Source organism: Microbacterium halotolerans (assembly GCF_003569805.1).
In the GTDB taxonomy this organism is placed as follows: Bacteria; Actinomycetota; Actinomycetes; order Actinomycetales; family Microbacteriaceae; genus Microbacterium; species Microbacterium halotolerans.
On sequence record NZ_KZ984051.1, the window covers coordinates 778,548 to 804,163 of the forward strand.

Sequence of the window (25,616 nt, forward strand, 5' to 3'; positions counted from 1 at the left end):
ACCGGAACCGGTGCGGATATGGCCGAACTCTCGGAAACCGTCCCGGCACGCATCGTCGGTGCGCCCGTCCTCATCATCGTCGACCTCCAGGGCGGCACCGGACAGGCGCCGCAGACAGAGGGCGGGATCCCGATCGTCACGGAAGGGCGCGAGGCGCGCCGTCTCCGAGTCCGGCGCCTCGTCGACCGGTGCCGTGAAGCCGGCGTTCCGGTGGTGTGGATCCAGGAGGTGCACAAGCGATCCCTGATCGACATCGGACGGGAGCTGGACGGTGCCGAGGGCCCGCACTGCATCGAAGGCGACGACGGCACCGAGATCGCTGCGTGGCTCGACCCGCGACCGGAGGAGTTCGTGATCCGGAAGCGTCGCTATTCGGCCTTCTTCGGTACGGAGCTGGAGATCGTGCTCAAGGCGTACAGGGCCGACACGGTTCTCCTCGTCGGAGGGCTCACGGACGTGTGCGTCCACTACACCGCCGTCGATGCCCACCAGCACGACTATCACGTGCGTGTCATCGCCGACTGCGTCGCGGGATCGACGCGGCGAGCGCACGACAGCGCGCTCGCCGCCATCAGATATCTTCAGCGCGACGCCCTCGTCGTCGCGGACGACGTGCACGGCTATCTCGACGCGCGCCTCGCATCGTCCTCCGTGCACGCCGGGAGCCGCACTCGAGCCGACGCTTCGACCGAGGCCCAGGAGCAGGAGCAGGAGCAGGAGAGGATCGTATGACCGCGCTGCCCGAGGCGAGGACGTACGTCGCACCGATCGTGACGATGGACCCCGCGACACCGTCCGCCCAGGCGTTCGCCGTGCATGGGGGACGGATCCTCGCGGTCGGGACGGTCGACCACGTGCGTGCCGCGGTTCCGGGCGCGACCGTCGAGGAACTCGACGGGGTCGTCCTTCCCGGGCTCATCGACGCGCACATGCACATGCAGCGAGCCGGGCTCAAGGCGCTGGACCACATCAGCGATGAGGACAGTGTGGCGACCTACATCGAACGGATGCGCGACAGCTTCGACGACGACGGTCCGGAGGATCCGCCGTTCGAAGACCGGATCCGCGCTCTCGAGCGCGTGCAGCCGCTGCTGCACGCGCTCGGGTTCACCGGTGTCATCGACCCTGCGGTCACCGTCGACGAGATGCGCGGATACCAGGAGGCGCACCGCCGGGGCATGCTCACGATGCGGACCGTGGCGATGCCGTATCTCGAGATCGGATCCGGCGCGACTCCGGACGTGGACGCCGTCATCTCCCATCTCGACGGCACGGGTCTCTCGACCGGATTCGGCGACGATCAGCTGCGGCTCGGGCCGATCAAGGTGTACGCCGACGGAGAGGCGCTCATGGGCCAGGCGCTGCTGGAACGGCCGTGGGACGACGACGGCTATGCCGGACTGCAGCGCATCTCCGACGAGGAGTTCACGCGGCTGGTGCGGTGGTGCGGCGAGCACGGCTGGGGCGTGGGCACGCACGCCGTGGGCGGCGGCGCCGTCGCGCTGGTGGCACGGGCATACGCGCAGGCAGGTGAGGCCGTGCGTCGGGAGCGATTCCAGGCGATCCACGCCTATCTCGAGCCCGCTGCAGAGTCCATCCGGTCGCTCGCGGATGCGGGGGCGATCGCCTCCGTCCAGCCGTCCATCATCTGGCACAACGGGCGCGGACTGCGTGCCAAGCTGGGTGCGCGGGCGGAGCGAGCGAACCCGGTGCGCAGCTGGCTCGATGCAGGTGCCGTCGTCGCCTTCGGCTCGGACGGGCCGTTCTTCGCGTTCGATCCCCGTCATCTGATGTGGCAGGCCGTCACGCGACGGGTCGCCGGCGAAGAGGAGCCGCTCGATATGGCCGAGGCGATCACGACGGAGGAGGCACTCGCCGCCTACACCACTGGTGCCTCGTATGCCGCAGGAGCGGAGCACGACCGAGGCGCGATCCGTGCCGGTATGTGCGCCGACTGGGCGCTGTGGTCGGATGACCCGACGACTGCCGGAACCGAAGCACTGCGCACGCTCACGGTGCGCCGCACCGACGTGGGAGGCCGTACCGTGTTCGAGGAGTCCGCATGATCGAGACCGTGCTCGGCCCCGTCTCGCCCGCCGAGCTGGGAATCGTGGCGAGCAACGAGCATGTGCTCACCGACTCACGTCATCTTCTGCGGCCCACCCGCGACGGCGCACCGCTCGAGGGACCGATCCGCACCGAGATCCTCGGCGACCTGCGCTGGAACTATCTGTCGCTGGCGGACAATCTTGCTCTTGACGACGAGGACGCCGCGGTCGACGAGCTCGCCTCCGCAGCCGCGTCGGGGCTCGGTACGATCGTCGAAGCCACGTCATGGGGGATGGGGCCGTGCCACGCGCGCCTGCCCGATATCTCCCGCCGCAGCGGAGTGCGAATCGTGTCCGCCTACGGCACATACATCGACAAGACGATCCCCGAGGCATGGCGCGAGAAGCCCGAGAGTGCGCTCGAGGCGGAGTTCACCACGGCTCTGGTCGATGCGGTCCCCGGTACCGCGTTCCGCGCAGGGCTCCTCGGCCTTCTGGGTACGAGCGCGGAGATCACGCCAGCAGAACGGCGCGCTCTGCGTGCGGCCGCGCGCGCCGCAGCCTCCGCAGGCGCGGCCGTGAGCATTCGTCTGGACGGCGCGGCGCGGCGCGGTCCGGAGGTCGTCGACATCCTCAGGTCGGAGGGGCTGGCGCCTGGTCGCATCCTCTTCTGCAACATGGACAAGGTGCTCGACGAGGGCTACGTGGGCGAACTGAGCGATCGCGGTGCGGTCGTCGAGTTCGCGTTCGGCAGCGAGAACCACTTCGGCGATCGTGCGCGCGATGCAACTGACACCGAACGGCTCGATTTCGTCGCCCGTTTTCTCAACGCCCGCCCGGATGCTCCGGTGACACTGACCTGTTCGGTCTGGACGAAGGGGCAGCTCAGCGCGTTCGGCGGAATGGGGTACGGCCATGTCGTGCGCCGTGTCGTTCCCGCTCTCCGGCGTCTCGGCGTGCCGGACGACCGTCTGCATGACGTCCTCGTCGCCGCACCGGCGGCACTCCTGAATCGAACGGAGCCGACCCCATGACCGATCAGCCGCTGTACTGGTGGACCGCCCGTGAGCTCGCAGCCGGCATCCGCACACGTGAGATCTCCGCTGAAGAGGTCATGCGTGCGCACTTGGAACGCATCGACGAGGTCAACGACGAGATCAAAGCCGTTGTGGCGATGATCCCCGAGCCGGAGGCCATCGAGGCCGCTCGCGAGGCGGACCGGGCAGTGGTACGCGGCGACCGTCTCGGCGTCCTGCACGGGCTGCCGACCGCGGTGAAGGATCTGCTCGATGTCGCCGGATTGCCCACCACGCACGGTTCCTCCGTGCACGCCGGGGCCGCTCCCGCGGCAGCGGACGCCATGATGGTGGGCAGAATGCGGCGCAGCGGTGCCATCGTGATCGGCAAGACCAACACGCCGGAGGGTGGCTTGGGGACGCTCACGTTCAGCCAGGCGCTGGGCACGTGTCGCAACCCGTGGGACCTCTCCAGGCATGCGGGCGGCTCGAGCGGAGGCGCGGCGGCCGCGCTCGCGTCTGGCATGCTTCCCATCGCCGACGGATCCGACAGCGGCGGCAGTCTGCGATATCCGGCTTCGTTCTGCAACGTCGTCGGGCTGCGTCCCACGCCCGGTCGCGTCGCGAGCGGACGGCTCGGCAACGGATGGACGGCGCACGGCGTGCTCGGCCCGATGGCACGCACGAGCGAGGATGCTGCGCTCCTGCTGGCAGGAATGGCCGGGCCCGATCCGATGGCGCCGATGTCGATCGCCGAGGATCCTGGGCCGTTCGCTGACGTTCGGGCCGACGGCCCCGTCGGAGTGCGGGTGGGGTGGAGCGCCGACGCGGACGGTGTGCCGATCTCCGATGAGGTCGCGACCGTCATGCGGGAGGCACGATCGACGCTCGAATCGGCGGGGTACGAGATCATCGACATCGATATCCCGCTCGCAGACGCCGAGGCGGCCTGGGAGACGATCGAGATGTTCAACTTCTACGCCTCGTACCGCGAGGAGGCCGCGGCGCACCCGGAGCTTCTGCGTCCCGACCTGCTGCGCAACATCCGCCAGGGCGAGCGGGTGACGGCCGCTCAGCTCGCCGACGCCCTCGCGGTTCGCACGGACGTGTACCGACGCACGGAACGACTCCTCCAGGACGTCGACGTCATCGTCACCCCGGCCACGCCTGTGGCCGCCCCGCCGACGGAGGAGGAATGGGTGCGAAGGGTCGGCGATGTCGAGTACGACCGCTACTTCCGCTGGCAGATGCTTGCGAATCGCATCACCGTCACCGCGCACCCTGCCGTAGTGACCCCTGCTGGATTCGTCGGTGCGCTGCCGGTGGGGATGCAAGTGGTCGGCCGCAATCGCGGTGAGCTCGATCTTCTGTCGCACTCGGCCGGCTTCGAGCGAGCGCTCGGCATGGTGGACCGGCGTCCCGCCGTCTGACGGGGTCCAGCCGTCGCGTCGGCGGGACCGTGCTCAGCCCGCGACCGCCGATTCGGCGGCTTCGAAGCTCAGCCACAGCTCGAAGCAGTTGCGGCGCGAGAGGCTCGTGACGCCGATCGACGCACGGCCGACGGCACCGACCTCCGGGCCGAGGACGTCGATGAAGAGCTCGGTGGCTGCGTTCGAGACCTCGTTGAGGAGGTCGAACGACGACGCTGACTGGACGAAGCAGAGCGCGCGGGAGAGCGCGACGACGTTGTCGAGGGAACCTACGGCGAGTCGAATCATGCCGAGCGCGTGAGTGGCCGTGAGTCGTGCCGCCTCACGCGCCTGGCCCAGGGTGACGTCCTCGCCGACCGTTCCGGGATGCAGCTGCCTCCCTGAACGATCCTCCGGGGTGATCCCACTGAGCTCGACGAGGTTGCCGACGCGGTGGAATGCCTTGAGCCCGCTGCCGTAGCGCCCGCCGTACGGCGGGTCGCTGTAGTCGGGGATCCGCAGTCCGAGATCCTTGGCGCGCTGTTCGGGTGACGTCATTGCGTGTACCTCCGCGATCGAGAAACCTCTCGACATTCTAGCGGATCCACAATATAGTAAATTGGATCCACGCCGATGGACCTGAACGCAAGGGAGCGCTCTGTATGACCATGGCACATCGCATCGCAATGTCGCGGTCGTCTGTCGGCACGAAGCGCCCGACGTGGAGTCGGAATGCGCGGCGATCGTCCGGCTCGGATCCCCGTGCCTGCTCGGCGTGCTCTGCGGCTGGTTCGGGCGGCTCGTTTGTTTCCAGAGCGTAACTCTGTGGAAACACAATTGGATGCGTAAATGACTACATTGGATCCATAATGATCCTGATCCGATCGCGTTGTGTCATGCGAGGCAGCGACCGTGGAACCCGTCCGGCGCACCAGAAGTCCTTGAGAGGAACAAGAATGTTCAGGAAGAACCCGATCACAGGGGTCGCACTCGTCGCCCTCGCAGGCATGGCGGTTGCGGGCTGCGCCGGCGGCAGTCCGGACGCACCAGCGAGCGAGACCGACTCGATCAATCTGGAGCTATGGTACGCGCCGGCCACGTTCAACCCGGCCCTCGCGACGGCCACATCAGATCTCCAGGATGCGCGACTCGGTTTCGACACGCTGACCCGCGCCGGCGAGGACGGGCTGGTCGGGGGACTCGCCGTCGAATGGGAAGCCGCTTCACCGTCCGACTACACGTTCGCACTGCGCGATGATGCGACCTGTGCGGACGGAACCCCGATCACCCCGAGCATCGTCGCCGACTCGTTCGAGTATCTCGTCGGCCTCGATGACGCCGCCGCTGTGACGTGGAAGAACCAGGCGTTCGGCTCGGGGGAGCCGACGTTTGCGGCCGACGACGGCGCTGGAACTCTCAGGATCACGGTGAGCGAGCCGTACTCACAGCTGCTCGCCGGAGTCTCTCAGCCCGGTCTCGGCGTCATCTGCCCCGCAGGCCTCGACGACCCAGAAGGGCTCGCCGAGGGCAGCGTGGAGGGAGCATTCTCCGGACCGTATGTCCTGTCGGATCAGCAGCCGGGCACCAGCGTCACCTACACGCTGCGCGATGACTACGACGCATGGCCGGAATGGTCATCCGTCGACGGCACACCCGCGAAGACGCTCAACTTCTCAGTGCAGCCTGACGGCAACACGAGCGCCAACCTGCTGGACTCCGGTGGCATCGACGGAGCGCGCTTCTACGACTCCAATGCGTCCCGCTTCAGCGAGGACGACGGGTACGGCACGGTCTCCTTCGCCAGTTCTGCATACAACCTCGTGTTCAACCAGGCGCCGGAGTCGGGCTCGGTGTTCGAGGGCAACAAGGCGCTGCGCGTCGCCGTTGCGCAGGCGATCGATCCGCAGGGATTCAACGACGCCGGGCTGGACGGGCTCGGGGAGACGCAGTACACGGTCAACTCGGCCGGCTACGTCTGCGCGCTGGAGGATCCCTCGCTGCTGCAGGAGTACGACCCCGCGGCGGCATCTGCTGAGCTCGAGGGTCAGACCATCCGGCTGCTGCTGATGAGCAACTGGGATCCGGCCGCCGACTATCTCGCGGAGTCCCTCAGAGCGGCGGGCGCCACCGTCGAGGTATCCGCTCCCGACCCGGCGGAGTGGTCGTCCCAGATGCGCTCCGAACCTCAGAAATGGGATCTGGCCATCGCCGCGGAGAACGCGGGGCCCGGTCTGATCCATCTCTCGATCGCGCGATACCTCGGCCCGACGTACTCGCAGGGCGGGACGAACGTCGTGGGCGCCGATAATCCCGAAGGCGTCGCCTCCTTGGCGGAAGCCATGGAATCGGCCGACCAGGACGCGCAGTGCGCCGCGTTCGAGGAAGCGCAGAGGACCGTGCTGGAGCGCGTCGACATGATGCCGCTGATCACCGACACGCACCGGTATGTCACTCGTCCGGGCTTCGCCGCCCACGTGTTCAGCGGATACTGGGACCCGACGGCGATGCGCATCACGGGCTGACCTGTGACATGCGGTCCTGACCGGAACCCACAGGAGATTCGAACATGAGCATCGTCCCCGTCGTGCCCTCCGCGACCGCGGTTCCGGATGGCCCTGCTCCGGATGGCCCGGATGACGCGGGCGGCCCCCGCGCCGCGTCCCTCGGAGGCGCATGGCGCAGGTTCCTCCTGCGCCGGGCCGTCGGGCTGGTCATCAACGTCGCACTGCTCGTGGTGATCACCTTCCTGATCGTGCAGCTGATTCCCGGCGACCCGGCGGTTGCGATCGCCGGCGAGAACGCGACGCTCGCCCAAGTGGAGATGGTCCGCGCCCAACTCGGGCTGGACCAACCCGTCCTCGTCCAGTTCGCGGACTACCTGTTCGGCGTGGTCCGAGGCGACTTCGGCGATTCCTTCCGCTTCCGCGTTCCCGCGTTGGATGTCGTCCTCGCAGCGGTGCCCTACACGCTGAGCATCACCATCCCCGCGGTGCTGCTGCTCCTGGTGCTCGGCATCGCCTGCGGGATGGCGATCGGCGTGGCCACTCGCGGCGACCGGAGACGGTTCCTGGGAGCGGCGTTCAACGTCGTGACCGGACTGATCTCCTCCGTGCCCGTGTACGTCCAGGCGACCGCACTGGTCGTGATCTTCGCCGTATGGCTCGGGGCGCTCCCGCCTGCCTACTCGCAGGCCTACGATCTCCGGCAGGCGGCCATCCTGCCGATCCTCTCCCTCACGCTCGGCGGCGCCTGTTCGGTCGCTCGAATCGTCCGCCGCGAGGCCGCGGTGATCCTCGAGCAGGACTACATGCGCACGGCTCGCGGCTGGCGATTGCCGGCTCTTGCGCTGTACGTCAAGCACATGCTCCCGAATCTGCTCACAACCGCGCTCACCCTCTCAGGAATCATCCTGACCGCACTGCTGGGCTCGGCTCTCATCACGGAGGCGGTCTTCGCTTGGCCGGGTCTCGGCGGCGTCATCGTCCAGGCGATCGCGATCGACAAGGACTACCCCGTGATCCGTGCGGCTGTGTTCGTCATCGGCCTGATCTCGCTCGTCATCACGCTTGTCATCGACGTGATCCTCGGCATCATCGATCCGCGAACGTTGGGAGAAGAGCGTGGGTGAGACCACTTCGCTGCTGCGTACAGCGGGTTCCGACCGACCCAGAGCATTTGCGTGGAACGGCGGTCTCATCGCCGGTCTGGTGATGCTCGTGCTCATCGCCGTCACGGCCATCCTCGCCCCCTTCACACTGGCGGACCAGGCCACAGGGCTCGGCACCAGCTCGCCGAACTCCGGCTCAAGTCCGGAGCATCTGCTCGGCACGGATACGCTCGGCCGCGACATGCTGGCGCGCACGCTGGTCGCCACGCGTCCGACCGTGCTGATGGCGGTCGTGGCGACGGGGCTGTCCGCCGTTGCGGGCATCGCCGTGGGCATTGCGATCTGGCTCGCGCCGCGTCGGCTGCGTGAGTTCGGACTGCGGGCGGTCGAGTTCGCGGTGAGCTATCCGACCATGCTGGTCGCGATCATCATGGCAGCGATCCTCGGCCAGGGCGTCGTGCAGGTCGTGCTCGCAATCGCCATCGCGAACACAGCGGGTTTCGCGCGTCTGACGGCGAACCTCGCTGCCAGAATCGCGTCGAGTGAGTACGTCACGACGGCGCGGCTGATGGGGGTGCCGATGTCGCGGCTCGCCGTCCGCCATGTCCTTCCCAACATGGCGGAACCGATTCTGATCCTGATCGCCGGAGCATTCGCCGGAACGCTCGTCGAGATCTCGGGTCTGTCCTTCCTCGGTCTCGGGGCGCAGTCACCCGCCTTCGACTGGGGGACGCTGCTCAACGAGGGACTGAGCAAGATCATGGTGAACCCTGTCGTCATCGCCGGACCCGCTGTTGCGCTGACCTTCGCCTCGCTCGCCGCGCTCCTTCTGGGCGACGGCTTCGCGGCCGCAGCGAACCCCCGTTCCAACGGCACCAGGGCGCGGTTCGTGCGTGCCGCCGAGCCGCCGTCATCTGCACCGATCCCGTCCGATGTCGTGCTGGCCGCGGAGGGCATCACAGTGACGCACGAGTCCAGCGGCCGCGAGCTCGTTTCCGACGTGTCGTTCACCATTCGCCGCGGGGAGGTCCTCGGCATCGTGGGAGAGTCGGGCTCCGGCAAATCGCTCACCGCTTCGGTGGTCGCCCGGCTGCTCAGTGAGGGACTCTCCGCCTCCGCGCGGCGGCTCGAGTTGGCCGGGACCGATCTGCTGGGCCGGGTCTCGGACCGAGAACTGGCGTCCCGCGTCGGTCTCGTCTATCAGGATCCTGGCACTTCGCTCAACCCCGCACTGCTGTTGGGCAGTCAGCTCACCGATGTACTGCGGCTGCGGCTCGGGCAGACGCGCCGAAGCGCAGCAGCCAGGCTGCTGGCGGGGTTCCGAGACGTGCGTCTGACGGATCCGGAGGGTCGACTGCGTCAGTATCCCCACCAACTGTCAGGCGGCATGAAGCAGCGGGCGATGATCGCCTCCGCCATGAGCCCCGATCCGGATCTGCTCATCGCGGACGAGCCCACAACAGCACTCGACGTGACCGTGCAGCGCGAAGTGCTGTCGGTGCTCAAGCGGATGAATGCGGAGTCGGGCACGGCAGTCCTGTTCATCTCGCACGATCTCGGGGTGGTGCGCGCGCTCTGTGATCGCGTGCTCGTGCTCAAGGACGGCGAGATCGTCGAGCGGATCGATGACACCGAGGATCTGACGAACGCGAAGGTGGTGCATCCGTACACGAAGAAGCTGCTCGCGGCGACGCCCGTCGTGTCGCAGTCGGATCGCAGCGCAGAGAAAGAGGCGGCCGTATGACCGGACCGATGGTGGAAGTACGCGGACTGGACGTCGCATTCGGATCGGTTCAGGTGCTCCACGGCGTGGATCTCGCGGTGGAGCGCGGCCGAACGGTCGGGGTCGTCGGCGAATCGGGATCGGGCAAGTCGACTCTGGCGAAGGTGCTCGTCGGAGAGGTGGGGCCCGCGGCGGGAAGCGTGATCGTCGGGGGCGACGATCTGACCAGGCACGACCGTACGACGCTCCGTCGGCAGCGGCGCCGCACCCAGATGATCCCCCAGGATCCCTACTCTTCGCTCTCGCCGCGTCGCACGATCGCCCAGACGCTGGCCGAGGCCATCGATCCGGTGCGCGCACGGGTGAAGACGCACGAAGACCAGATCGCGTCATGGCTGAGTCTGGTCGGTCTCGAGCCGGAGATGATGCATCGCTACCCTCACGAGTTCTCCGGCGGACAGCGACAGCGCATCGCGATCGCACGCGGCCTCGTGATCGAGCCGGACGTCGTGATCGCGGACGAGATCACCTCCGCCCTCGACGTCTCCGTCCAGGCGCAGATCCTCGACCTGCTCGCCGAGATCAAGGAGTCCCTCGGCATCACCGTGCTGTTCATCTCGCACAACCTCGCGGTGGTGCAGCGAGTGAGCGACGAGGTCGTCGTGCTGTATCGCGGTGAAGTCGTGGAGGCCGGGCCGGTGGAGAGGATCTATGCGGACCCCCAGCATTGGTACACCCGTCGACTGCTCGACGCCGACCCGGGATCGCCCGGATTCCGTCTTGCGAGCTGAAGGATGAGTCGGACACGACCTCGACTGCCGCTCACCCCGATTGCTGAAGGTCGAGTGGTCTTCCGCGGTGCCACTCTCGTCGACAGTGAGACAGACGCTCCGCTCCCCGAATCAGAGGTGGAGGTTCAGGACGGCGTCGTGCGCTACGTCGGCCCGCGGCGGGAGGGGAGCATCGACGACGGAGTGCGCGTCGTCGACCTGACGGGGGCGTGGCTGACGCCAGGCTTCGTCGACGTGCACGTGCACCTCGCGATGGTGCCGACGGCAGTCGAACGGCAGCGCGCATGGTTCGCGGAGGAGTCGGTGCTTGCGGTTGCGGCACAGCTGCGTGCGACTCTCGAGGCAGGTGTCACGACCGCACGCGATCTCGACGGCCTCACTCCGGGGTACCGGCAGGCGATCGAATGCGGGACGGCTGTCGGACCGCGACTGCACCTGGCGGTTTCGATGCTCTCGCCGACGGGCGGGCACGCCGACCCCGTGCTGCCGAACGGCAGCATGCCTGCTTGGGCGATACGCCCGGAGATGCCGGAGCCAGGCGTCGTCGACACGGATGATGACGTCATACGTGCCGTGCGCCGCTTGATCCGGATGGGCGCGGATGTGATCAAGGTCTCGGCGTCGGGCGGGTCAGGGTCGCCGACGGATGCGCCGGAGGACACCGGAATCACCGAGGAGCAGGTCCGTCTGATCCGTCGGCTCGCTGACGAGCGCGGGGGCCTGCCCATCACGGCGCACGCGCTCACCGATGCGGCGGCGCGTGCCGCCGTGCGAGGCGGTGCCAGCGTGATCGAACACGGCTATGACCTGTCGGATGCCACGATCGACCTCATGCGCGAGCACGACACGGTGCTGGTGCCGACGCTGAGCACACTGATGCGCGACATCGGCCAGGGCGTCACAGCAGAGCGGCGCCATGAGCGCGAGAACATGCGCCGACGCGGCATGGACTCGATTCGCCGTGCGATCGCCGCGGGAGTTCCCGTCGCACTCGGCACCGACGCCGGGGTGGTGCCCCACGGTCGGAACCTCGGCGAGCTGGCATGGCTGATCGAAGCAGGGCTGACTCCCGAGGCCGCCCTGCACGCCGGCACGATGGCTGGTGCGCGGGTACTGGGAATCGAGGATCGGGTCGGATCGGTTGCCGTAGGCAAGATGGCCGATTTCGTCGTCACGGACACTGATCCTCTGACGTCGCTCGACCGACTGTGCGAACCGGACGCCATGCGCATGGTCGTGCAGTCGGGCCGGGTCGTCGTCGATCGCGATCGTCGAGCTGGCTGAACGCATCGGGGCCCGGCCAGGTCATCTCGGTGAGAGCGCAGCGACAGCGCTGGAGACGAAGGAGCTGACGCGCTCCGGCGCAGCCAGCGGGATCGAATGACTGGTCGCGATCTCTTCGACTGTCGCATGAGCGCGCGTAGCCATGTCGCGTTGCGCCTCTGGGCGCAGGTGCTTGTCGAGTGTCGCGATCATGTACCACGCCGGCTTCGTCGCCCACGCGGGTTCGCCGGCGGGGCGGGTGAAGATGCCATCGGCGCTGGCTCTTCTGCGCTCGCGACGTGCCAGCATCACCTGTTCCGGCACATCCCACGACAGCGCCATGCGCGCCTCTTCGCTCTCGACGCTGCTCCACTCTCCGTCAGGCCCTCGAGTCATGAACCGTGAGACCTCGGCCGGCTCGTAGCCGGTGACGATCCCGTTCACCGTCTCGCCCTCGGCCGGCGCGAAGGCGGCGATGTAGACGACTCCTCGGACGCGTTCGTGTCGTCCGGCGTCGGTGATGACCGCGCCGCCGTATGAATGTCCGACGAGCAGGACGTCTCCGTCTGCGGCATCGACCAGTGCACGCACCGCTGCGACGTCGTCGTCGAGCGATTGGGACGGGTTGTCGGCCACGGCCACGAGATGGCCCGACGCCTCGAGGAGCGGGGCGACAGCGCTCCAGTCGTAGTCGGAGCCGCCCATGCCGTGAACGAGGATGATGTGCATCGTGCACTCCTTCAAGCGGGATCAGCGCAGTCGGGCCGCGTCCTCCGCGGGCAGCGGGAGGAGGATCGTCGGAGCAGGCGCGGCCTCGCGCCCTTCGAACGGCACCGGCTGGCAGACCATCAGGTAGTCCCCCGGTTCCACACGTGAGAGCTCGGCGTTCTCCAGGATCACGATTCCCGCCGTGCAGAGAATCACGTGGGTCGGCCACTCCTGAGTGTGTTCCGGGGCCTCGATGGTCATGTAGTCGTTCCCGGCGAATCGCACGCCGCGATCCGCCAGCCACTGAGCGCCGGTGGGGCCGAGCCCCACCCAGGTCTCCGACTTCTCAGCGCGTGTGAGCGCGTCGGTGGAGTTGCGCGTCCGGAACAGCACTCTTTCTGCGCCTTCCGCGCCGGCGGCCTCGAGATCCTCCGCGGTGATCTCCTCGCTCACCGCACGCAGATCGAGCACGCGGACGGGGCCGACGACGCTCTCCAACGCGATCTGATCCACGGTCGCACCGCCCGGGACGAAATGGGATGGAGCGTCGACGTGCGTGCCGGTGTGGGCACCGATCAGCCAGCGTGAGACATCGGAGGCGAACCCATCGGCGATCTGCTCGACCATCTCGTACGTTGGTCGGCGCCCCCAGTGCAGCATGTCGCCGTGGATGGGAATGTTGATGTCGATGGGATCGGTCATGCAGCCTCCAGACGTTGAAGTAAATTGCATTCGATTCTATTGGGATTGTATCCCAAATGAGGTCCTGCTCGCTTCCGCGATCATGATGCCGCACGTCGCCAGGCTCTCGAGTCGTGATTGAGAATGTATCCTAACATCAAGAAAGTGGATCCATATGTTCGCGAGCCAGAAGGATGACGGCATGATCATCGACGCATACAACACGACCCAGGATGTGCGGGGTCGTTCCGACTATCTGACCGGTGCGCGCCCTGGTGAGGAGCCGCCCGCATACACGCCGTTCGATCCGAATCGCATCCTCACCCGTATGGATGCGGCCGGGGTGGACATGGCGATGGTCTGCTCGCTTGCGCAGCGCATCGAGAACGACTTCATCATCGGGCTTCAAGACGCTCATCCCGACCGGTTCATCGGGTTCGGTCAGGTGATGCCTCAGGCGGACGATGCGCTGAGCGAGATCCGCCGGATGAGCGAGGCGGGAATCCGCGGACTGAAGCTGCACCCCAGCATGCACGGCTACCACGTGGCGGATCACGGCCTGCTCGATCCCGTCTTCCGCCTGTGTGCAGATCTGGGTATGGCCGTCATCGTCAATGCCCTGGACGATGCCTTCTGCGCACCGTTCGCGATCGAGGAGATCGCGAAGGGGCACCCGGACGTGCCGACGATCATCGCGCACATGGGCGCGGTGTGGAACGTGCCGGAGGCCATCATCGTCGCCGAGCGCCGATCGAACGTCTACCTCGAGACGTCGGCGACGCTGATGGCGGACGTCAAGCGCGCGTACGCGCGCGTCGGACCCGAGAAGATCCTGCTGGGATCGGAGTGGCCGGGTTCGGACTTCGATCTCGAGCGGATGAAGATATTGAAAGCCGTGCCGGACGAAGCGGATCGCGCGCTCATCGAAGGCGGGAACTACGCCCGCATCATGCGGATCGAAGGGTGAGCTGATGTCACGACCACCTCTGACCCGCCCTGCCGTCATGGGCGACGACGACGCGGAGCTGATGGCGAGGGCGCTCGACCTGCTCGACCGCGCGTACGCGGAGGGGCGGCACGAGGTCGTGGCGGCGATGCGGACTGCTGATGGTGCCGTCCATCTGGGCGTGCACGTCGACGGCTCAGCGCGTCGCAGCAGCGTGTGCGCCGAGGGCGCCGCCGCGTCCGGGGTCGTCGCGCACCGGGCGTCCGGTGGTTCCGGCGAGCTGATAGCCGCGGTGAGCGTGCTGAGGCGCCCAGGCGGATCGACACACGTCATCGAGCCGTGCGGGGTGTGCGCCGAACTCATCACGGATTACTGGCCGGAGGCCAGGGTGTGGGTGACGCAGGGGGACGAGACCGTCGCGGTCGCCGCCCGGGAGCTGCTGCCGGTCAAGCGCACGCGACGGTGGTGAGGAACGTCGAGCGGTGCCCCTCACCACGCGCACTCACTTGTAGACGACGTAGAACTTGCGCACCGGTCGCGTAACCGTCCAGACGCCGGTCCAGCCGAGCGGGAAGTATGCGACGCTCCCGGTGGTGAGCTCGACGGCTTCCTCGCCGTCGCGCTGCACGGTCATCGCACCCTCGAGAATGTGCACGATCTCGGCACGCGTCAGGAACTCCCAGCGCGATGTGCCGAGGTCGCTCTCCCAGGTGCCGGAGATAACGGTGCGCTCATCATTGATGAACTCCACTTTCGAGCGCGTGATGATCTCACCGGAGATCGGTCGGGCACTCGGAAGGGCGAGCGGCTTCGCCTCGAGCTCAGTGGCGGGAATCTCGGCGGGGCGGTAGGTTTGCGTCATCATTGGATCCTAAATGAGATACAGTGGATCCTCAATGGGAAAGGTGCGACCAGATCGGTGCTCCAGGGCTCGCAGCTGTGTTCGCTCCGAAACGAACCGTATGGATCACAGAGACGGGGTTGGTGTCGATGGTCGGCGATCACGACGGCTTCGTCGACGGGTTGCCGTTCGGGGTCATGCTCACGGGATCGCCGTTCGCTGATCGGGCTCTCGCCCACCTCGCCGAGGGCATCGCCGCGTCGGGTGTCGACCTGCTGGTGACGGGTGCTCATCTGCGTGGGCGAGCACTGAACGATCAACTGCTGGAAGCCGGCGGGAATTCTGTGGCGGCCGCGGTATGACCCGTGTCGATGCGTGGACGGGAGCCGCTCCGCTGGCTGTGCGCGGCAGGCCTCGGCGGCTCGTTCCGATGGTTCTCGGGTTCGAACCGATCCGGGAAGACGTCTCGATTCGCGGCGGGAGTGCATTCCGCCATCTGATGGAGCCGGTGACGGCAGCCGCTGTCGTCTACGACGAAGGCTGGATTCTTCTCGACGGCGGCTTCGATCCTGACCGGGTGCGGGATCCGGTCAGGCGCGCGGCATCCTTCGACTACGAGGGCTACACCCCGATCGTCCCGCAGGGCGACCCTCTTGTCGATCAGGTCGCGGAGGCAGGTCTGCAGTGGGGCGACCTCGCCGGCGCCGCGATCTCGCACGCGCACTTCGACCACACCGGCGCGGCTCGGCTGCTCGACGACGACCAGCCTCTCCTGTTGCAGCGCCGCGAATGGCAGCACGTCTGTGAGGCTCCGTCGGAGCGCGCAGCGTTCCTCTTCCGTGCCGATTTCGATCACCCGAGGCTGCGGATCGGTCTGCTGGACGGGGACACGTCGCTTGCACCTGGGGTGGACGCCATCGACACGGCCGGCCACACTCCTGGTCATCAGTCGTTCGTCGTCCGCCTCGCGGGCGAGTCGATCGTGCTGGCAGGCGACGCCGCCGACCTGCGTGCCAACATCGACCAGCGCGCCCCGACGGGTTCCGTCGCGGATCCCGTCGACGATGCGGCAGCGCAGCGCGCGGTCGACCGTCTGACGGCGCTCGATGCACGAGCCGACACCGTGGTGTGGCCGTCGCACGATCCGGAATGGGAGCCTTGGCAGCGGACCATCCGCAGGCGCTGACGAGGTGTGGCCCCGCCCGTCAGCGCAGCGCGTCGGCGAGTCGCGCACAACCAGGTCGGGAGCTTCACGTTCCTCTCGGTAGATCCGCGTTGTTCGTATCCTATAATGCTTGTATTGGATCCAACAGTCTGGAGAGTGCAGATGCACGCAGTTCCCGTCGGCGTTCGTCGGAGTCCCGGCTACGTGCTCTGGTGCATCGGCATCGGCCTGCTCACCGGGATGCTCTCCGGACTGTTCGGCGTGGGAGGAGGCACGGTCATCGTGCCTCTGCTCGTTCTGCTGCTGTCCTTCGACCAGCGGCTGGCCGCAGGCACCTCGTTGACGGCGATCGTGCCGATAGCGGTGATCGGGGTCATCTCCTACGCCGGCCACGGGTCCGTCGCGTGGTTGCCGGCGCTGCTGCTCGCGTGCGGCGCGATCGTCGGTGCCCAGATCGGCACCTGGCTGCTTCCGCAGGTGTCTCAGCGCATTCTGCGCCTGTGCTTCGTCGCCTTCCTCGCGGTCGTCATCGTGATGCTCTTCGTGGTGATTCCATCTCGGGAGGCGATATGGGAGCTGACGTGGCTCACCGCGGCGCTTCTGGTGCTGCTCGGCCTGGCCACCGGCACGGTGTCCGGACTGATCGGGGTGGGAGGCGGGATCATCGTCGTGCCGGTGCTCATGCTCGCTTTCGGAACGAGCGATCTGGTCGCGAAGGGCACATCGCTGCTCATGATGATCCCGGCAGCGGTCTCCGGCACGATCGGGAACCTGCGCCGGCACAACGTCGACCTCGTCGCAGCTGGCATCATCGGCGTCTCGGCGTGCACGACGACGGCGTTCGGTGCGTGGCTGGCCGTTCGCGTCGACCCGTTCGCGGGCAACGTCCTGTTCGCGATCTTCCTCGTCTTCATCGCCGTTCAGATGGTGATCAAGACGTTCCGCAGTCGTTGAAGCGCGCGCAGCGCCGTTGCTTCGGCAGATCTCGTGCGCCTCGCACGCGTTGCGCGTCGAGCGACCTTCCTCGGGCAGTGAAGCAGGAATCGAGGATGGCGGAATCTGAGCGCACGCCTTGTGGTCGAGCGAGCTCCGCTCGCATCCGGACGCAAGCGGCACGCTCGGCGGGTCGTACGCTGACACCATGACCTTCACCGGTGTCAGCGCGTTCCCCCTCACTCCGTTCATCGACGACCGGATCGACGAGGAGGCGTATGCGGGGATCGTGCGACGGGTGGCTGCCAGCGGGGTCTCGTCGATCACGGCGCTGGGATCTACGGGATCGTACGCGTATCTGTCGCGCGAGGAACGGGCCGCCGCGCTGCGTATCGCGGTGGAGAACTCGGGCGAGAAGCCGGTGTTCGCCGGAGTCGGCGCCACCCGCACACGCCATGTGATCGAGCACGTCGCCGATGCCGCCGAGGCCGGCGCAGACGGTGTGCTGCTCGCGCCCGTCTCGTATCAGCCGCTGAGCGACGACGAGGTGCTCGGGCTGTTCCGCGATGTAGCGGGGCAGAGCGAGCTGCCGATCGTCGTGTACGACAACCCGCGCACGACCGGCTACGCATTCACGCCGGAGATGTATGCCAGGGTTGCCGAGATCGACGGCATCGCGTCGATCAAGATCCCGGGCGTTCCCGCGCATCCGGAGGCTGCGGCGGCGCTCGTCTCGCGCATCCGGAGCATGGTTCCCGAGCATGTGACCATCGGCGTGTCCGGTGACGCGTTCGCCGCAGCGGGGAGGGCGGCCGGGAGCGATGCGTGGTACTCGGTGCTGGCGGGGACGCTGCCGGATGAGGCGGTGCGGCTGTGGCAGACGGGGAACGACGAGCTGGGGCCGCTGTGGGAGATCTACGCCGAGGCCGGCGGCGGCCTGCGCGTGATGGCGGCCATCGCCGAGCAGTTCGGCCTCGTGAGGCGCCCCTGCCTGCCACGGCCGCTGATCGGACTGGACGACGAGGTGCGGGTGCGGCTGGCGGGGGTTCTCGCGCGAGCCTGACAGATGCCGCGGGGCCTTCCGGCCGGGCGGTCGGGCCGGAGGCGACGCTGTCGCGGAGCTGAGAGCGTCCGGTTCAGGTCGAGGCTCCGGCGGGTCGTCTCGGTTGGGTGACGACCGTGTGGGTGGGCGGGTCTGGGGTGTCTGGGCGAGCGGGAATGTCGGAGGTCGGTGGGATGGTGAGGGCATGACCAGACAGCAGATTCTCGATCCCGCGGCGGCGGCAGCGTCGTCGGTGCCGGGCGCGGGCGGGGCTGATGGGGTCGGGCCGGTTCGGGCCGCGTCGGATGGCGCTGGTGCGGGGGCAGGGTCGTCGCGTCGTCGCGGGTGGGATCCGACGCCGGAGGAGGCGGCGGTGACGGCGCAGCTGTTGCAGATGCGTCGGATGGCGGGTCAGGCGATCGCGCAGCTGCAGGCGAGCCAGTCGGTGATCGATGGGTTGCTGCTGCAGGTCGCGCAAGGCCAGCAGGCGCGCGCCAGGGGTGTGTCTGTGGGGCAGACGCGAGATGGTGTGCCGGTGTTCGAGGCGGATGACGCGGCGATGCGGGCGATGCAGAATGAGATCTCCGCGGTCTGTCATGAGAGTCGTCGGGCCGTGCAGACGGATCTGAGCGAGGCGTGGATGCTGCATAGCCAGTTCCCGCAGGTCGAGGCAGCGCACGGTCGCGGTGAGATCGACGCAGACCGGGTCTCGGCGATGCTCGCCGAAGGCGCTCGCCTCACGGACGATGGTGTCCGGGCGGAGTTCGAGCGTCTCGTGCTCCCGTTCGCGAGAGAGTCCACCGTGCATGCGACACGGCAGGCCGCGAAGCGGATCGCCGCGGACCTGGAGCCGGAGGGGCTGGAGACCCGGCATGAGAAGGCGCGGCGGAAGCGGGGCGTGTTCGTGTGGGATCTGGAAGACGGGATGGCGGAGCTGTGCCTCGTCTCGGACGCGATCGCCGTGCACGGGGCGCATGATCGGGTGACGCAGATGGCGCGCCGCATCGCCGCGGCCCGCGACAGCGACGGCGACGGCGACGGCAGTGACAGTGCGGGGGACGATCTCGCGGCGGGCGCTGACCCTGCAGCAGCTCACGGTTTCGCGCCGGTGGATGCGGATGGGAATCCGGTCGTCGATGAGAGGTCGTTCGATCAGATCCGTGCGGATGTCGCGGCGGATCTTCTCCTCACCGGTGCTCCGGATGCGCATCATGTCGCGGATCCGACCGGGCGGAACATCCTCGATGCGGTCGTCGCGAGGGTGCACGTGACCATCCCGGTGGCCGCGCTCGCCGGGCTTGAGGACGAGCCGGCCGACCTAACCGGGTATGGGCCGGTCGCCGCGAGCGTCGCACGCCGGGCGGCGGCGGGCGCCGGAGCGGCGGCAGGTGGGGCAGCCTGGGTGCGGTTGTTCCATCACCCCGACACAGGTGCCCTGCTCACCGTGGATCGGTATAGGCCGACTGCCGAGCAGCGCCGGTTCCTGGTGGCGCGGGACGAGACATGTCGGTTCCCGCACTGCACCCGCACCGCGGGTGGTTCGGACATCGACCACACCATCGACTATGCGTTCGGCGGGGACACCGACGTCGGGAACCTGGCCCACGTGTGTCGCCATCATCACGTGCTCAAGCACCAGTCTGCCTGGGCCCCGACATTGCATCCCGGAGGGGAGGTGACCTGGAAGAGCCCTGCCGGGCTGGAGTACGTGACCCGGCCGGCACCGGTGGTGCGATTCGTCGACGCGGAGGATACCCGACGTGCCAGGAGCGAGCACCCACAGGGGCGGCAGGGTGCACGGGTGGATCAGGAGCCACCGAAGCGGTGGGGCACAGCGCAGCACCCCACCCCGACGGAAGACGCACGCCCGACGGGCAGCCACGGCCCGGCGGACGGCCGCGGCCCGGCGGACGGCGCCAGCCCGACCGAGCAAGACCACCCGCAGGCCCGCGCCCGCACCCGTCGCGCCATGGCGGTGCTCCGCACCGGCGACAAAGCCAAGACCGCACACGCCTGGGCGACCCTCACCGACGCGTACGCGACGACCACCGACACACCCTTCTGAAACCAGCCGCGGCACCCCTCCGCGAGACGGCACACTCCGCATCGCTCGGATCGGGAGTGCAGAACGGCCGGCCCCGCCCCGAGGGGGCGAGACCGGCCGTCTGTGCCTGCCGGTCGCCGGGTTGCCGGAAGCCGACGGGGCCACCGGCGGCCGCGGCTCAGTCGGCGATGCCTGGGCCTCCCGAGCTGGGCTTGCAGGCGAAGCTCGACGCGTCTTCTCATGGGTTCTCCTCGTCTTCGAGGGGTGGAGAAGCGGGCGGCGCCCTACGTCTTGGTCGTGCGCACCGTCTCCGTCTTCCAGGGGTCGGCGGTGCCGGGCTCGTGCTGCTGGCGGGCCTCACCCGCGAACATCGCGCGCAGGTCGGCCTTGCGGATCTTTCCGCTGGCCGTGCGCGGGAACTGCTCGACGACGCGCGTCACCTTCGGCACCTTGTACCTGGCGATCTGGCCGGTCAGGCTGTTCACGACGTCTTCCGAACTCAGTTCGGCGCCCTCGCGCAGTGACACGATCGCCCACGGCACCTCGCCCCACTTCTCGCTGGGTACGCCGATCACGGCCACGCCGGTGACGCCGTCGATGTCGGAGATCAGGTTCTCGATCTCGGCCGGGTAGATGTTCTCGCCGCCCGAGATGATCATGTCCTTCAGCCGGTCGGCGATGAACAGGAAGCCGTCGTCATCGAGATAGCCCATGTCGCCCGATCGGAACCAGCCGCCCTCGCGGAACGACTCCGCTGTCTTCTCCGGCAGCCCGTGATATCCCAGGAACACGTTCGGGCCCTGGATCTCGATCTCGCCGATCGTGCCGCGTGGTACGACCTCACCACGGTCGTTCGTGATCCTCACGCTCGTGAAGAACTGCGGCAGACCGACGCTGCCCTGCTTCGAGCGCGTGTACTCCGGCGTGAGCTGCGTCGCCCCCGGCGACGTCTCGGTCATCCCGTACCCCTGCGAGAACGACATGCCGCGCTCCTCGTACGCGTTCAGAATCCGCATCGGCACGGCCGATCCGCCGCAGGTGAGCTTCTTGAGGGTCGACAAGTCGGTGCCGGCCCAGTCCGGATGATCGGCCATCAGCTGGAAGGTCGTCGGCACCCCGGAGAGCATGGTCACACCGTGGCGTTCGATCTGCGCGAGCGCGCGGCCCGCCTCGAAGCCGCGCTCGAGGATGATCGTGCCGCCGACGAGGATCGTGGGAAGCGCGCCCATGCCGAGAGAGGCGACGTGGAACAGCGGCGAGATGAGCAGCGCGACGTCGTCACGCGAGACGCCCACATCGAGCACCGCGTTGATCGACACGAAGGTCAGGTTGCGGTGGCTGAGCACCGCACCCTTCGGCTTGCCCGTGGTGCCGGATGTGTACACGATCGCCGCAGGGTCGTCCGCGGCGACCGTCACACTCACCCGCCCGCCGGAGGGCCGGTCGATCAGCTCGGGCAGTCCGGGGAACCCGGGAAGACCACTTTCGGTCGGGATCGCATGAGCGATGCCCGCCGCCTCGATGCCCGGCAGCACCTTCTCGGCGTACTCGATGTCGTACACGATCGCCCGCGCCCCGCTGTCGGTGAGCACGTGTGTGACCTCCGGCGGTGCCAGCCGCGTGTTGACCGGTACGAACACCGCCCCGATCTGCGCGCACGCGAACAGCGTCATCAGGAACTCCGGACTGTTCTCCCCCATGTACGCGACGCGATCGCCCTTCGCGACGTCGCGCACGTGCAGCAGCTCAGCGATCCGGTCGGCCCGGTCGGCGAACTGCGCATAGGTGAACTCGCGCGCATCGAACACGAGCGCCGTCTTGTCCGGCGACTTCAGGCGATGCTTGTCGGGCCAGGCGCCGATTCCTTCGTCGTACATCTGAATGACCTCTTCATTGAGTTCGATGGAACGGGTTACTTGTAGAAGCGGTAGAGCCCTCGCGCCACTACGGCCGGCCGCTCGCCGCCATCGATCTCGATGGTCTGGTCGACGGTCAGCTGCCAGCCGCCCTTGACCTCGGCGACCTCGGCGACGACCGCGTTCATCCGGACCTTCGCGCCCACCTTCACAGGTGAGACGAAGCGCACCTTGTCGAGGCCGTAGTTGACCTTGGTCGACACCTCGTTCACGTCGAGCAGTTCGCTCCAGAACTTCACGGTCAGCGACAGCGACAGGTAGCCGTGCGCAACGGGTGCGCCGAACGGGCTCTCGGCCGTGGCGCGCTCGGGGTCGACGTGGATCCACTGGTGGTCGTCGGTCGCGTCGGCGAAGGTGTTCACGCGATCCTGCGTGACCTCCAGCCAGTCGGTCCAGCCCAGGTCGCGGCCGGTGAGGCCGGCGATCTCGGAGTACTCGATGACGTTCTTCGACATGGTGTCCCTTTCTCAGGTTCCGGATGGAGTGGTTCAGACGAATGCGGATTCGCCGGTCAGCGAGCGCCCCACGATGAGCGCGTTGATCTCGTGGGTGCCCTCGTAGGAGTAGACCGCCTCGGCGTCGGCGAAGAATCGAGCGGCGTCGTTGTCGAGCAGAATGCCGTTGCCGCCCATCGTCTCGCGCGCCAGTCGGCCGTTCTCGCGTGCGCGCTCCGCGGTGACCATCTTCGCCAGCGCGGCGTTCTCGTCGCTGAAGGTGCCGGCGTCCTGCGCCGCGGCGAGCTCGACGGCCAGAGCGAGCGAGCTCGTGGCATTTCCGAGCATCCGGGCCAGCTTCTCCTGCACCAGCTGGAAGCCGCCGATCGCCCTGCCGAACTGCTTCCGCTCGCGGGCGTAGCGAACGGCGGCATCGAGGGCTCCTGCGGCGACGCCCGCGGCGATGAAAGCCACGTCGGAGCGCATGCCGCGCAGCAGTCCTGCCACATCGCGCCAGGAGTCCACGCGCTGCAGGCGTCGCGCCTCGCTCACGCGCACGCCGTCGAACGTGATGTGGGCGTTCTGCACCGGGCGCAGCGAGACCTTTCTCCGGATGATCTCGAGCGAGACACCTGGAGCGTCGCGGTCGACGAGGAAGCACTTGACGGATCCGTCGTCGGCGTCGCGCGCGAACACCGCGAGCACATCGGCGGCGTCGGCCCCGCCGATCCAGCGCTTCGCTCCGTCGATGATCCATTCGTCGCCGTCGCGACGGGCGAGCGTCGACATTCCGCCGGCGATGTCGGAGCCGTGCTCCGGCTCGGTGAGTGCGAACGCGCCGCGCATCTCGAAGCTTCGCACGAGCGGATCCCACCCGGCGGCCTGCTCCGGCGAACCGCCGTTCCGCACCACGGCGCGGAACAGGCCGGACTGGCCGTTGTAGACGGTGGCCACGGATGCGTCGGCACGGGCCAGATGGAAGTTGCGGAAGCCGCTGAACATGGTCGAGTCTGCTTCTGCCTGATCGACTCCGTCCGGTGCCATCAGGTTCAGCGCGGCGAGTTCGCCGATCACCTCATCCGGCATCACGGCGCGCTCCCACGCGTCGTTCATCAGCGGCCTGATCCGCTCGCAGACGACCCTGTCCATCTCGGTGAGCGCCTTGCGTGCGGGCGCACTGAGGTGCCGCTGCGCGAAGCCGAGGCGCCCGGCGACCGGGTCGACGTCGTACGGGCCGGTCATGCCAGTCCCAGCAGGCGCGCCGCGTTGTCGCGCATGATGCCCGCGCGGATCTCGTCGCTGCGGAACAGCTCGACCTTGTCAGCATCATCGCGCCAGCGGTCGGGCGTCAGCAGCGGGAAGTCGCTGCCGAACAGCACGCGGTCCTTCAGCATGCGGTTGGCGTAGCGCACCAGCTCGGCCGGGAAGTACTTCGGGCTCCAGCCCGACAGGTCGATCCAGGTGTTGTGCTTGTGCGTCGCCACTGACAGCGCCTCGTCCTGCCACGGCACGGACGGGTGAGCCATGATGATCTGCAGATCGGGGAAGTGCGCCGCGACTGTGTCGAGCAGCATCGGGTTCGACAGCGCCAGCTCGAAGCCGTAGCCGCCGCGCATGCCGGCGCCGATGCCGGTCTGGCCGGTGTGGAACAGCGCGATCATTCCGGCTGCCTGCAGCACCTCGTAGAGCGGGAAGAACCGCTCGTCGTCGGGGGAGAAGCCCTGCACGGTCGGGTGGAACTTGAAGCCGCGCACGCCGCGCTCGATCAGCCGCTTCGCCTCGTCCACCGCGTCGGCACGGTTCGGGTCGACGGACGCGAATGGGATCAGGATGTCGCTGTGTCGGATGCAGCCGTCGATGATCTCGTCGTTCGAGATCGGGGTGTGGTCGAGGTTCGTCGTCGAGTCGACTGTGAACACCACGGCGGCGGTGCGGCGCTCGCGGTAGTAGTCGGCGACGCTGTCGAGATCGGGCCGTGGCCCGTCGGCGCGAAAGTACTTGCTGGCCGCCTCGTTCAGCTCATCCGGGATCGAACGGTGGCCGTGCTGATCGATCTCGATGTGCACGTGCACGTCGATGGCGTCGAGGGCCGCCACATCGACGGCGGACTCGTAGCGCGTCATCGTGCCAGCTCATCCGGGAGCTGAGGCATCTTCTCACCGACCGACTGCAGTTCTCCGACGGCCTCGGCGAAGCCGGACTGCAGGGCGTCGTACGTCCAGCCGCCCTCGCGATAGGCGGTGGCGACGGCCTCGGGGTGCGACCACAGCTGCAGCCGGTCGCCGCCGACGCCGATCGCCTGGCCCGTGACGGAGGCGGCCTCGTCGCTGGCGAGGTACGCGATCAGGCCCGCGACGTCGTCGGCCGTGCCGAAGCCCAGCTCGTGGCGGAAGAACTCGGGCATCGCCTCGCCGCGCTCGTCGGCCTCGACGGCGGAGGCGAAGAACGGGATGGTCTTGGTCATGGCCGTGGCGGCGACGGGGATGACGACGTTGGCGGTGATGCCGGCCTTCTTCAGCTCCAGCGACCAGGTGCGCACCATGCCGACGATGCCTGCCTTGGCGGCCGAGTAGTTGGCCTGGCCGAAGTTGCCGCGCTGGCCGGTCGGGGAGCCGATGCAGATGATCCGGCCTGCGGTGCCGTCCTCGCGCATCCGGGTGGCGGCCTCGCGCACACAGGTGAAGGTGCCGCGCAGGTGCACGTTCACGACGAGATCGAAGTCCTCGTCGCTCATCTTCCAGGTCACCTTGTCGCGCAGCACTCCGGCATTGGTGACGAGGATGTCCAGGCGGCCGTAGCGGTCGTATGCCGCATCGACGAGCTGCTTCGCCGTCTCGGTGGGCCCGACAGGCGCGACGACTGCGGATGCGGTGCCGCCCGCCTGCTCGATGGAGGCGACGGCCTCGCTCGCCACGACCTCGTCGACATCGTTCACGATGACGGACGCGCCCTGCTTCGCGAGCTCCTGGGCGTAGGCGAGGCCGAGGCCGCGGCCCGAACCGGTGACGATGGCTACTTTGCCGTTCAGCGACATTGCGTGCTCCCTGCG

25 protein-coding genes are annotated in these 25,616 nt (G+C 68.0%); 16 read left to right on the plus strand and 9 right to left on the minus strand.

What is annotated here, in order from left to right; genetic code table 11:
* Positions 1 to 18: 18 nt before the first annotated feature.
* Genes DZG09_RS03560 through DZG09_RS03575 form a run of 4 tightly spaced genes read left to right on the plus strand, consistent with a single transcriptional unit; the run spans position 19 to position 4,494 of the window.
* Positions 19 to 732, plus strand: coding sequence for a cysteine hydrolase family protein (locus tag DZG09_RS03560; RefSeq protein WP_119696315.1), 714 nt, complete (start codon positions 19 to 21; stop codon positions 730 to 732).
* On the plus strand, positions 729 to 2,066 hold the full coding sequence (locus tag DZG09_RS03565; RefSeq protein WP_119696316.1) for an amidohydrolase: 1,338 nt from the start codon (positions 729 to 731) through the stop codon (positions 2,064 to 2,066). The genes DZG09_RS03560 and DZG09_RS03565 overlap by 4 nt, the downstream gene beginning before the upstream one ends.
* Positions 2,063 to 3,082 (plus strand): phosphotriesterase family protein, encoded by a 1,020-nt coding sequence (locus DZG09_RS03570; protein ID WP_119696317.1) that lies wholly within the window; start codon positions 2,063 to 2,065, stop codon positions 3,080 to 3,082. The genes DZG09_RS03565 and DZG09_RS03570 overlap by 4 nt, the downstream gene beginning before the upstream one ends.
* The gene (locus tag DZG09_RS03575; RefSeq protein ID WP_119696318.1) at positions 3,079 to 4,494 is read left to right on the plus strand and encodes an amidase; all 1,416 of its coding nucleotides are present in this window, start codon (positions 3,079 to 3,081) and stop codon (positions 4,492 to 4,494) included. Before DZG09_RS03570 ends, DZG09_RS03575 begins: the two co-directional genes overlap by 4 nt.
* A 33-nt stretch (positions 4,495 to 4,527) precedes the next feature.
* Here the strand turns inward: DZG09_RS03575 and DZG09_RS03580 are convergent, their stop codons facing one another.
* A complete protein-coding gene (locus DZG09_RS03580) occupies positions 4,528 to 5,031 on the minus strand; it encodes a RidA family protein (protein WP_162893138.1) in 504 nt (167 codons plus the stop codon).
* Positions 5,032 to 5,429: 398 nt separating this feature from the next.
* Between DZG09_RS03580 and DZG09_RS03585 the strand changes: the two genes are divergently transcribed.
* Genes DZG09_RS03585 through DZG09_RS03605 form a run of 5 tightly spaced genes read left to right on the plus strand, consistent with a single transcriptional unit; the run spans position 5,430 to position 11,878 of the window.
* On the plus strand, positions 5,430 to 6,995 hold the full coding sequence (locus tag DZG09_RS03585) for an ABC transporter substrate-binding protein (RefSeq protein ID WP_162893139.1): 1,566 nt from the start codon (positions 5,430 to 5,432) through the stop codon (positions 6,993 to 6,995).
* 44 nt (positions 6,996 to 7,039) lie between these two features.
* Positions 7,040 to 8,101 (plus strand): ABC transporter permease, encoded by a 1,062-nt coding sequence (locus DZG09_RS03590; protein WP_119696321.1) that lies wholly within the window; start codon positions 7,040 to 7,042, stop codon positions 8,099 to 8,101.
* Positions 8,094 to 9,824, plus strand: a complete 1,731-nt coding sequence (locus tag DZG09_RS03595) for a dipeptide/oligopeptide/nickel ABC transporter permease/ATP-binding protein (RefSeq protein WP_240423669.1) — start codon at positions 8,094 to 8,096, stop codon at positions 9,822 to 9,824. Before DZG09_RS03590 ends, DZG09_RS03595 begins: the two co-directional genes overlap by 8 nt.
* Positions 9,821 to 10,594 (plus strand): ABC transporter ATP-binding protein, encoded by a 774-nt coding sequence (locus DZG09_RS03600; RefSeq protein WP_119696322.1) that lies wholly within the window; start codon positions 9,821 to 9,823, stop codon positions 10,592 to 10,594. Before DZG09_RS03595 ends, DZG09_RS03600 begins: the two co-directional genes overlap by 4 nt.
* Before the next feature lie 3 nt (positions 10,595 to 10,597).
* Complete coding sequence (locus tag DZG09_RS03605; RefSeq protein ID WP_119696323.1) at positions 10,598 to 11,878, plus strand: metal-dependent hydrolase family protein; 1,281 nt, start codon at positions 10,598 to 10,600, stop codon at positions 11,876 to 11,878.
* 21 nt (positions 11,879 to 11,899) lie between these two features.
* Here the strand turns inward: DZG09_RS03605 and DZG09_RS03610 are convergent, their stop codons facing one another.
* Together DZG09_RS03610 and DZG09_RS03615 are read right to left on the minus strand one after the other, a co-directional pair.
* Positions 11,900 to 12,586 (minus strand): alpha/beta fold hydrolase, encoded by a 687-nt coding sequence (locus DZG09_RS03610; RefSeq protein ID WP_119696324.1) that lies wholly within the window; start codon positions 12,584 to 12,586, stop codon positions 11,900 to 11,902.
* A gap of 21 nt (positions 12,587 to 12,607) precedes the next feature.
* Positions 12,608 to 13,267 (minus strand): cyclase family protein, encoded by a 660-nt coding sequence (locus tag DZG09_RS03615; RefSeq protein WP_119696325.1) that lies wholly within the window; start codon positions 13,265 to 13,267, stop codon positions 12,608 to 12,610.
* A gap of 181 nt (positions 13,268 to 13,448) precedes the next feature.
* Between DZG09_RS03615 and DZG09_RS03620 the strand changes: the two genes are divergently transcribed.
* Complete coding sequence (locus DZG09_RS03620) at positions 13,449 to 14,213, plus strand: amidohydrolase family protein (protein WP_119697368.1); 765 nt, start codon at positions 13,449 to 13,451, stop codon at positions 14,211 to 14,213.
* Positions 14,214 to 14,217: 4 nt separating this feature from the next.
* Positions 14,218 to 14,661: a cytidine/deoxycytidylate deaminase family protein gene (locus tag DZG09_RS03625; RefSeq protein ID WP_119696326.1), complete on the plus strand. Its 444-nt coding sequence runs from the start codon at positions 14,218 to 14,220 to the stop codon at positions 14,659 to 14,661.
* A gap of 33 nt (positions 14,662 to 14,694) precedes the next feature.
* On the opposite strand, the gene DZG09_RS03630 is transcribed toward DZG09_RS03625, so the two are convergent.
* Complete coding sequence (locus DZG09_RS03630) at positions 14,695 to 15,054, minus strand: cupin domain-containing protein (RefSeq protein WP_119697369.1); 360 nt, start codon at positions 15,052 to 15,054, stop codon at positions 14,695 to 14,697.
* A gap of 122 nt (positions 15,055 to 15,176) precedes the next feature.
* On the opposite strand from DZG09_RS03630, the gene DZG09_RS03635 reads away from it, so the two are divergent.
* The 5 genes from DZG09_RS03635 to DZG09_RS03655 all read left to right on the plus strand — a co-directional run bounded on the left by DZG09_RS03635 (position 15,177) and on the right by DZG09_RS03655 (position 20,238).
* Positions 15,177 to 15,395: a hypothetical protein gene (locus DZG09_RS03635; protein WP_162893140.1), complete on the plus strand. Its 219-nt coding sequence runs from the start codon at positions 15,177 to 15,179 to the stop codon at positions 15,393 to 15,395.
* The gene (locus tag DZG09_RS03640) at positions 15,392 to 16,219 is read left to right on the plus strand and encodes an N-acyl homoserine lactonase family protein (RefSeq protein WP_119696328.1); all 828 of its coding nucleotides are present in this window, start codon (positions 15,392 to 15,394) and stop codon (positions 16,217 to 16,219) included. Before DZG09_RS03635 ends, DZG09_RS03640 begins: the two co-directional genes overlap by 4 nt.
* 141 nt (positions 16,220 to 16,360) lie before the next feature.
* A complete protein-coding gene (locus DZG09_RS03645) occupies positions 16,361 to 17,152 on the plus strand; it encodes a sulfite exporter TauE/SafE family protein (protein ID WP_119696329.1) in 792 nt (263 codons plus the stop codon).
* A gap of 187 nt (positions 17,153 to 17,339) precedes the next feature.
* Positions 17,340 to 18,194, plus strand: a complete 855-nt coding sequence (locus DZG09_RS03650) for a dihydrodipicolinate synthase family protein (RefSeq protein WP_119697370.1) — start codon at positions 17,340 to 17,342, stop codon at positions 18,192 to 18,194.
* A gap of 184 nt (positions 18,195 to 18,378) precedes the next feature.
* A complete protein-coding gene (locus DZG09_RS03655; RefSeq protein WP_119696330.1) occupies positions 18,379 to 20,238 on the plus strand; it encodes an HNH endonuclease signature motif containing protein in 1,860 nt (619 codons plus the stop codon).
* A 263-nt stretch (positions 20,239 to 20,501) separates the two neighbouring features.
* Here DZG09_RS03655 and menE read toward each other — a convergent pair whose 3' ends face one another.
* The 5 genes from menE to DZG09_RS03680 are packed head-to-tail and all read right to left on the minus strand — an operon-like array spanning position 20,502 to position 25,601.
* Positions 20,502 to 22,094: an o-succinylbenzoate--CoA ligase gene (menE, locus tag DZG09_RS03660; protein WP_119696331.1), complete on the minus strand. Its 1,593-nt coding sequence runs from the start codon at positions 22,092 to 22,094 to the stop codon at positions 20,502 to 20,504.
* A 35-nt stretch (positions 22,095 to 22,129) separates the two neighbouring features.
* Positions 22,130 to 22,588 (minus strand): MaoC family dehydratase, encoded by a 459-nt coding sequence (locus DZG09_RS03665; protein WP_119696332.1) that lies wholly within the window; start codon positions 22,586 to 22,588, stop codon positions 22,130 to 22,132.
* A gap of 33 nt (positions 22,589 to 22,621) precedes the next feature.
* A complete protein-coding gene (locus tag DZG09_RS03670) occupies positions 22,622 to 23,809 on the minus strand; it encodes an acyl-CoA dehydrogenase family protein (protein ID WP_119696333.1) in 1,188 nt (395 codons plus the stop codon).
* Positions 23,806 to 24,690, minus strand: coding sequence for an amidohydrolase family protein (locus tag DZG09_RS03675; RefSeq protein ID WP_119696334.1), 885 nt, complete (start codon positions 24,688 to 24,690; stop codon positions 23,806 to 23,808). The genes DZG09_RS03670 and DZG09_RS03675 overlap by 4 nt, the downstream gene beginning before the upstream one ends.
* Positions 24,687 to 25,601, minus strand: coding sequence for an SDR family NAD(P)-dependent oxidoreductase (locus tag DZG09_RS03680; protein WP_119696335.1), 915 nt, complete (start codon positions 25,599 to 25,601; stop codon positions 24,687 to 24,689). The genes DZG09_RS03675 and DZG09_RS03680 overlap by 4 nt, the downstream gene beginning before the upstream one ends.
* Positions 25,602 to 25,616: the final 15 nt, after the last annotated feature.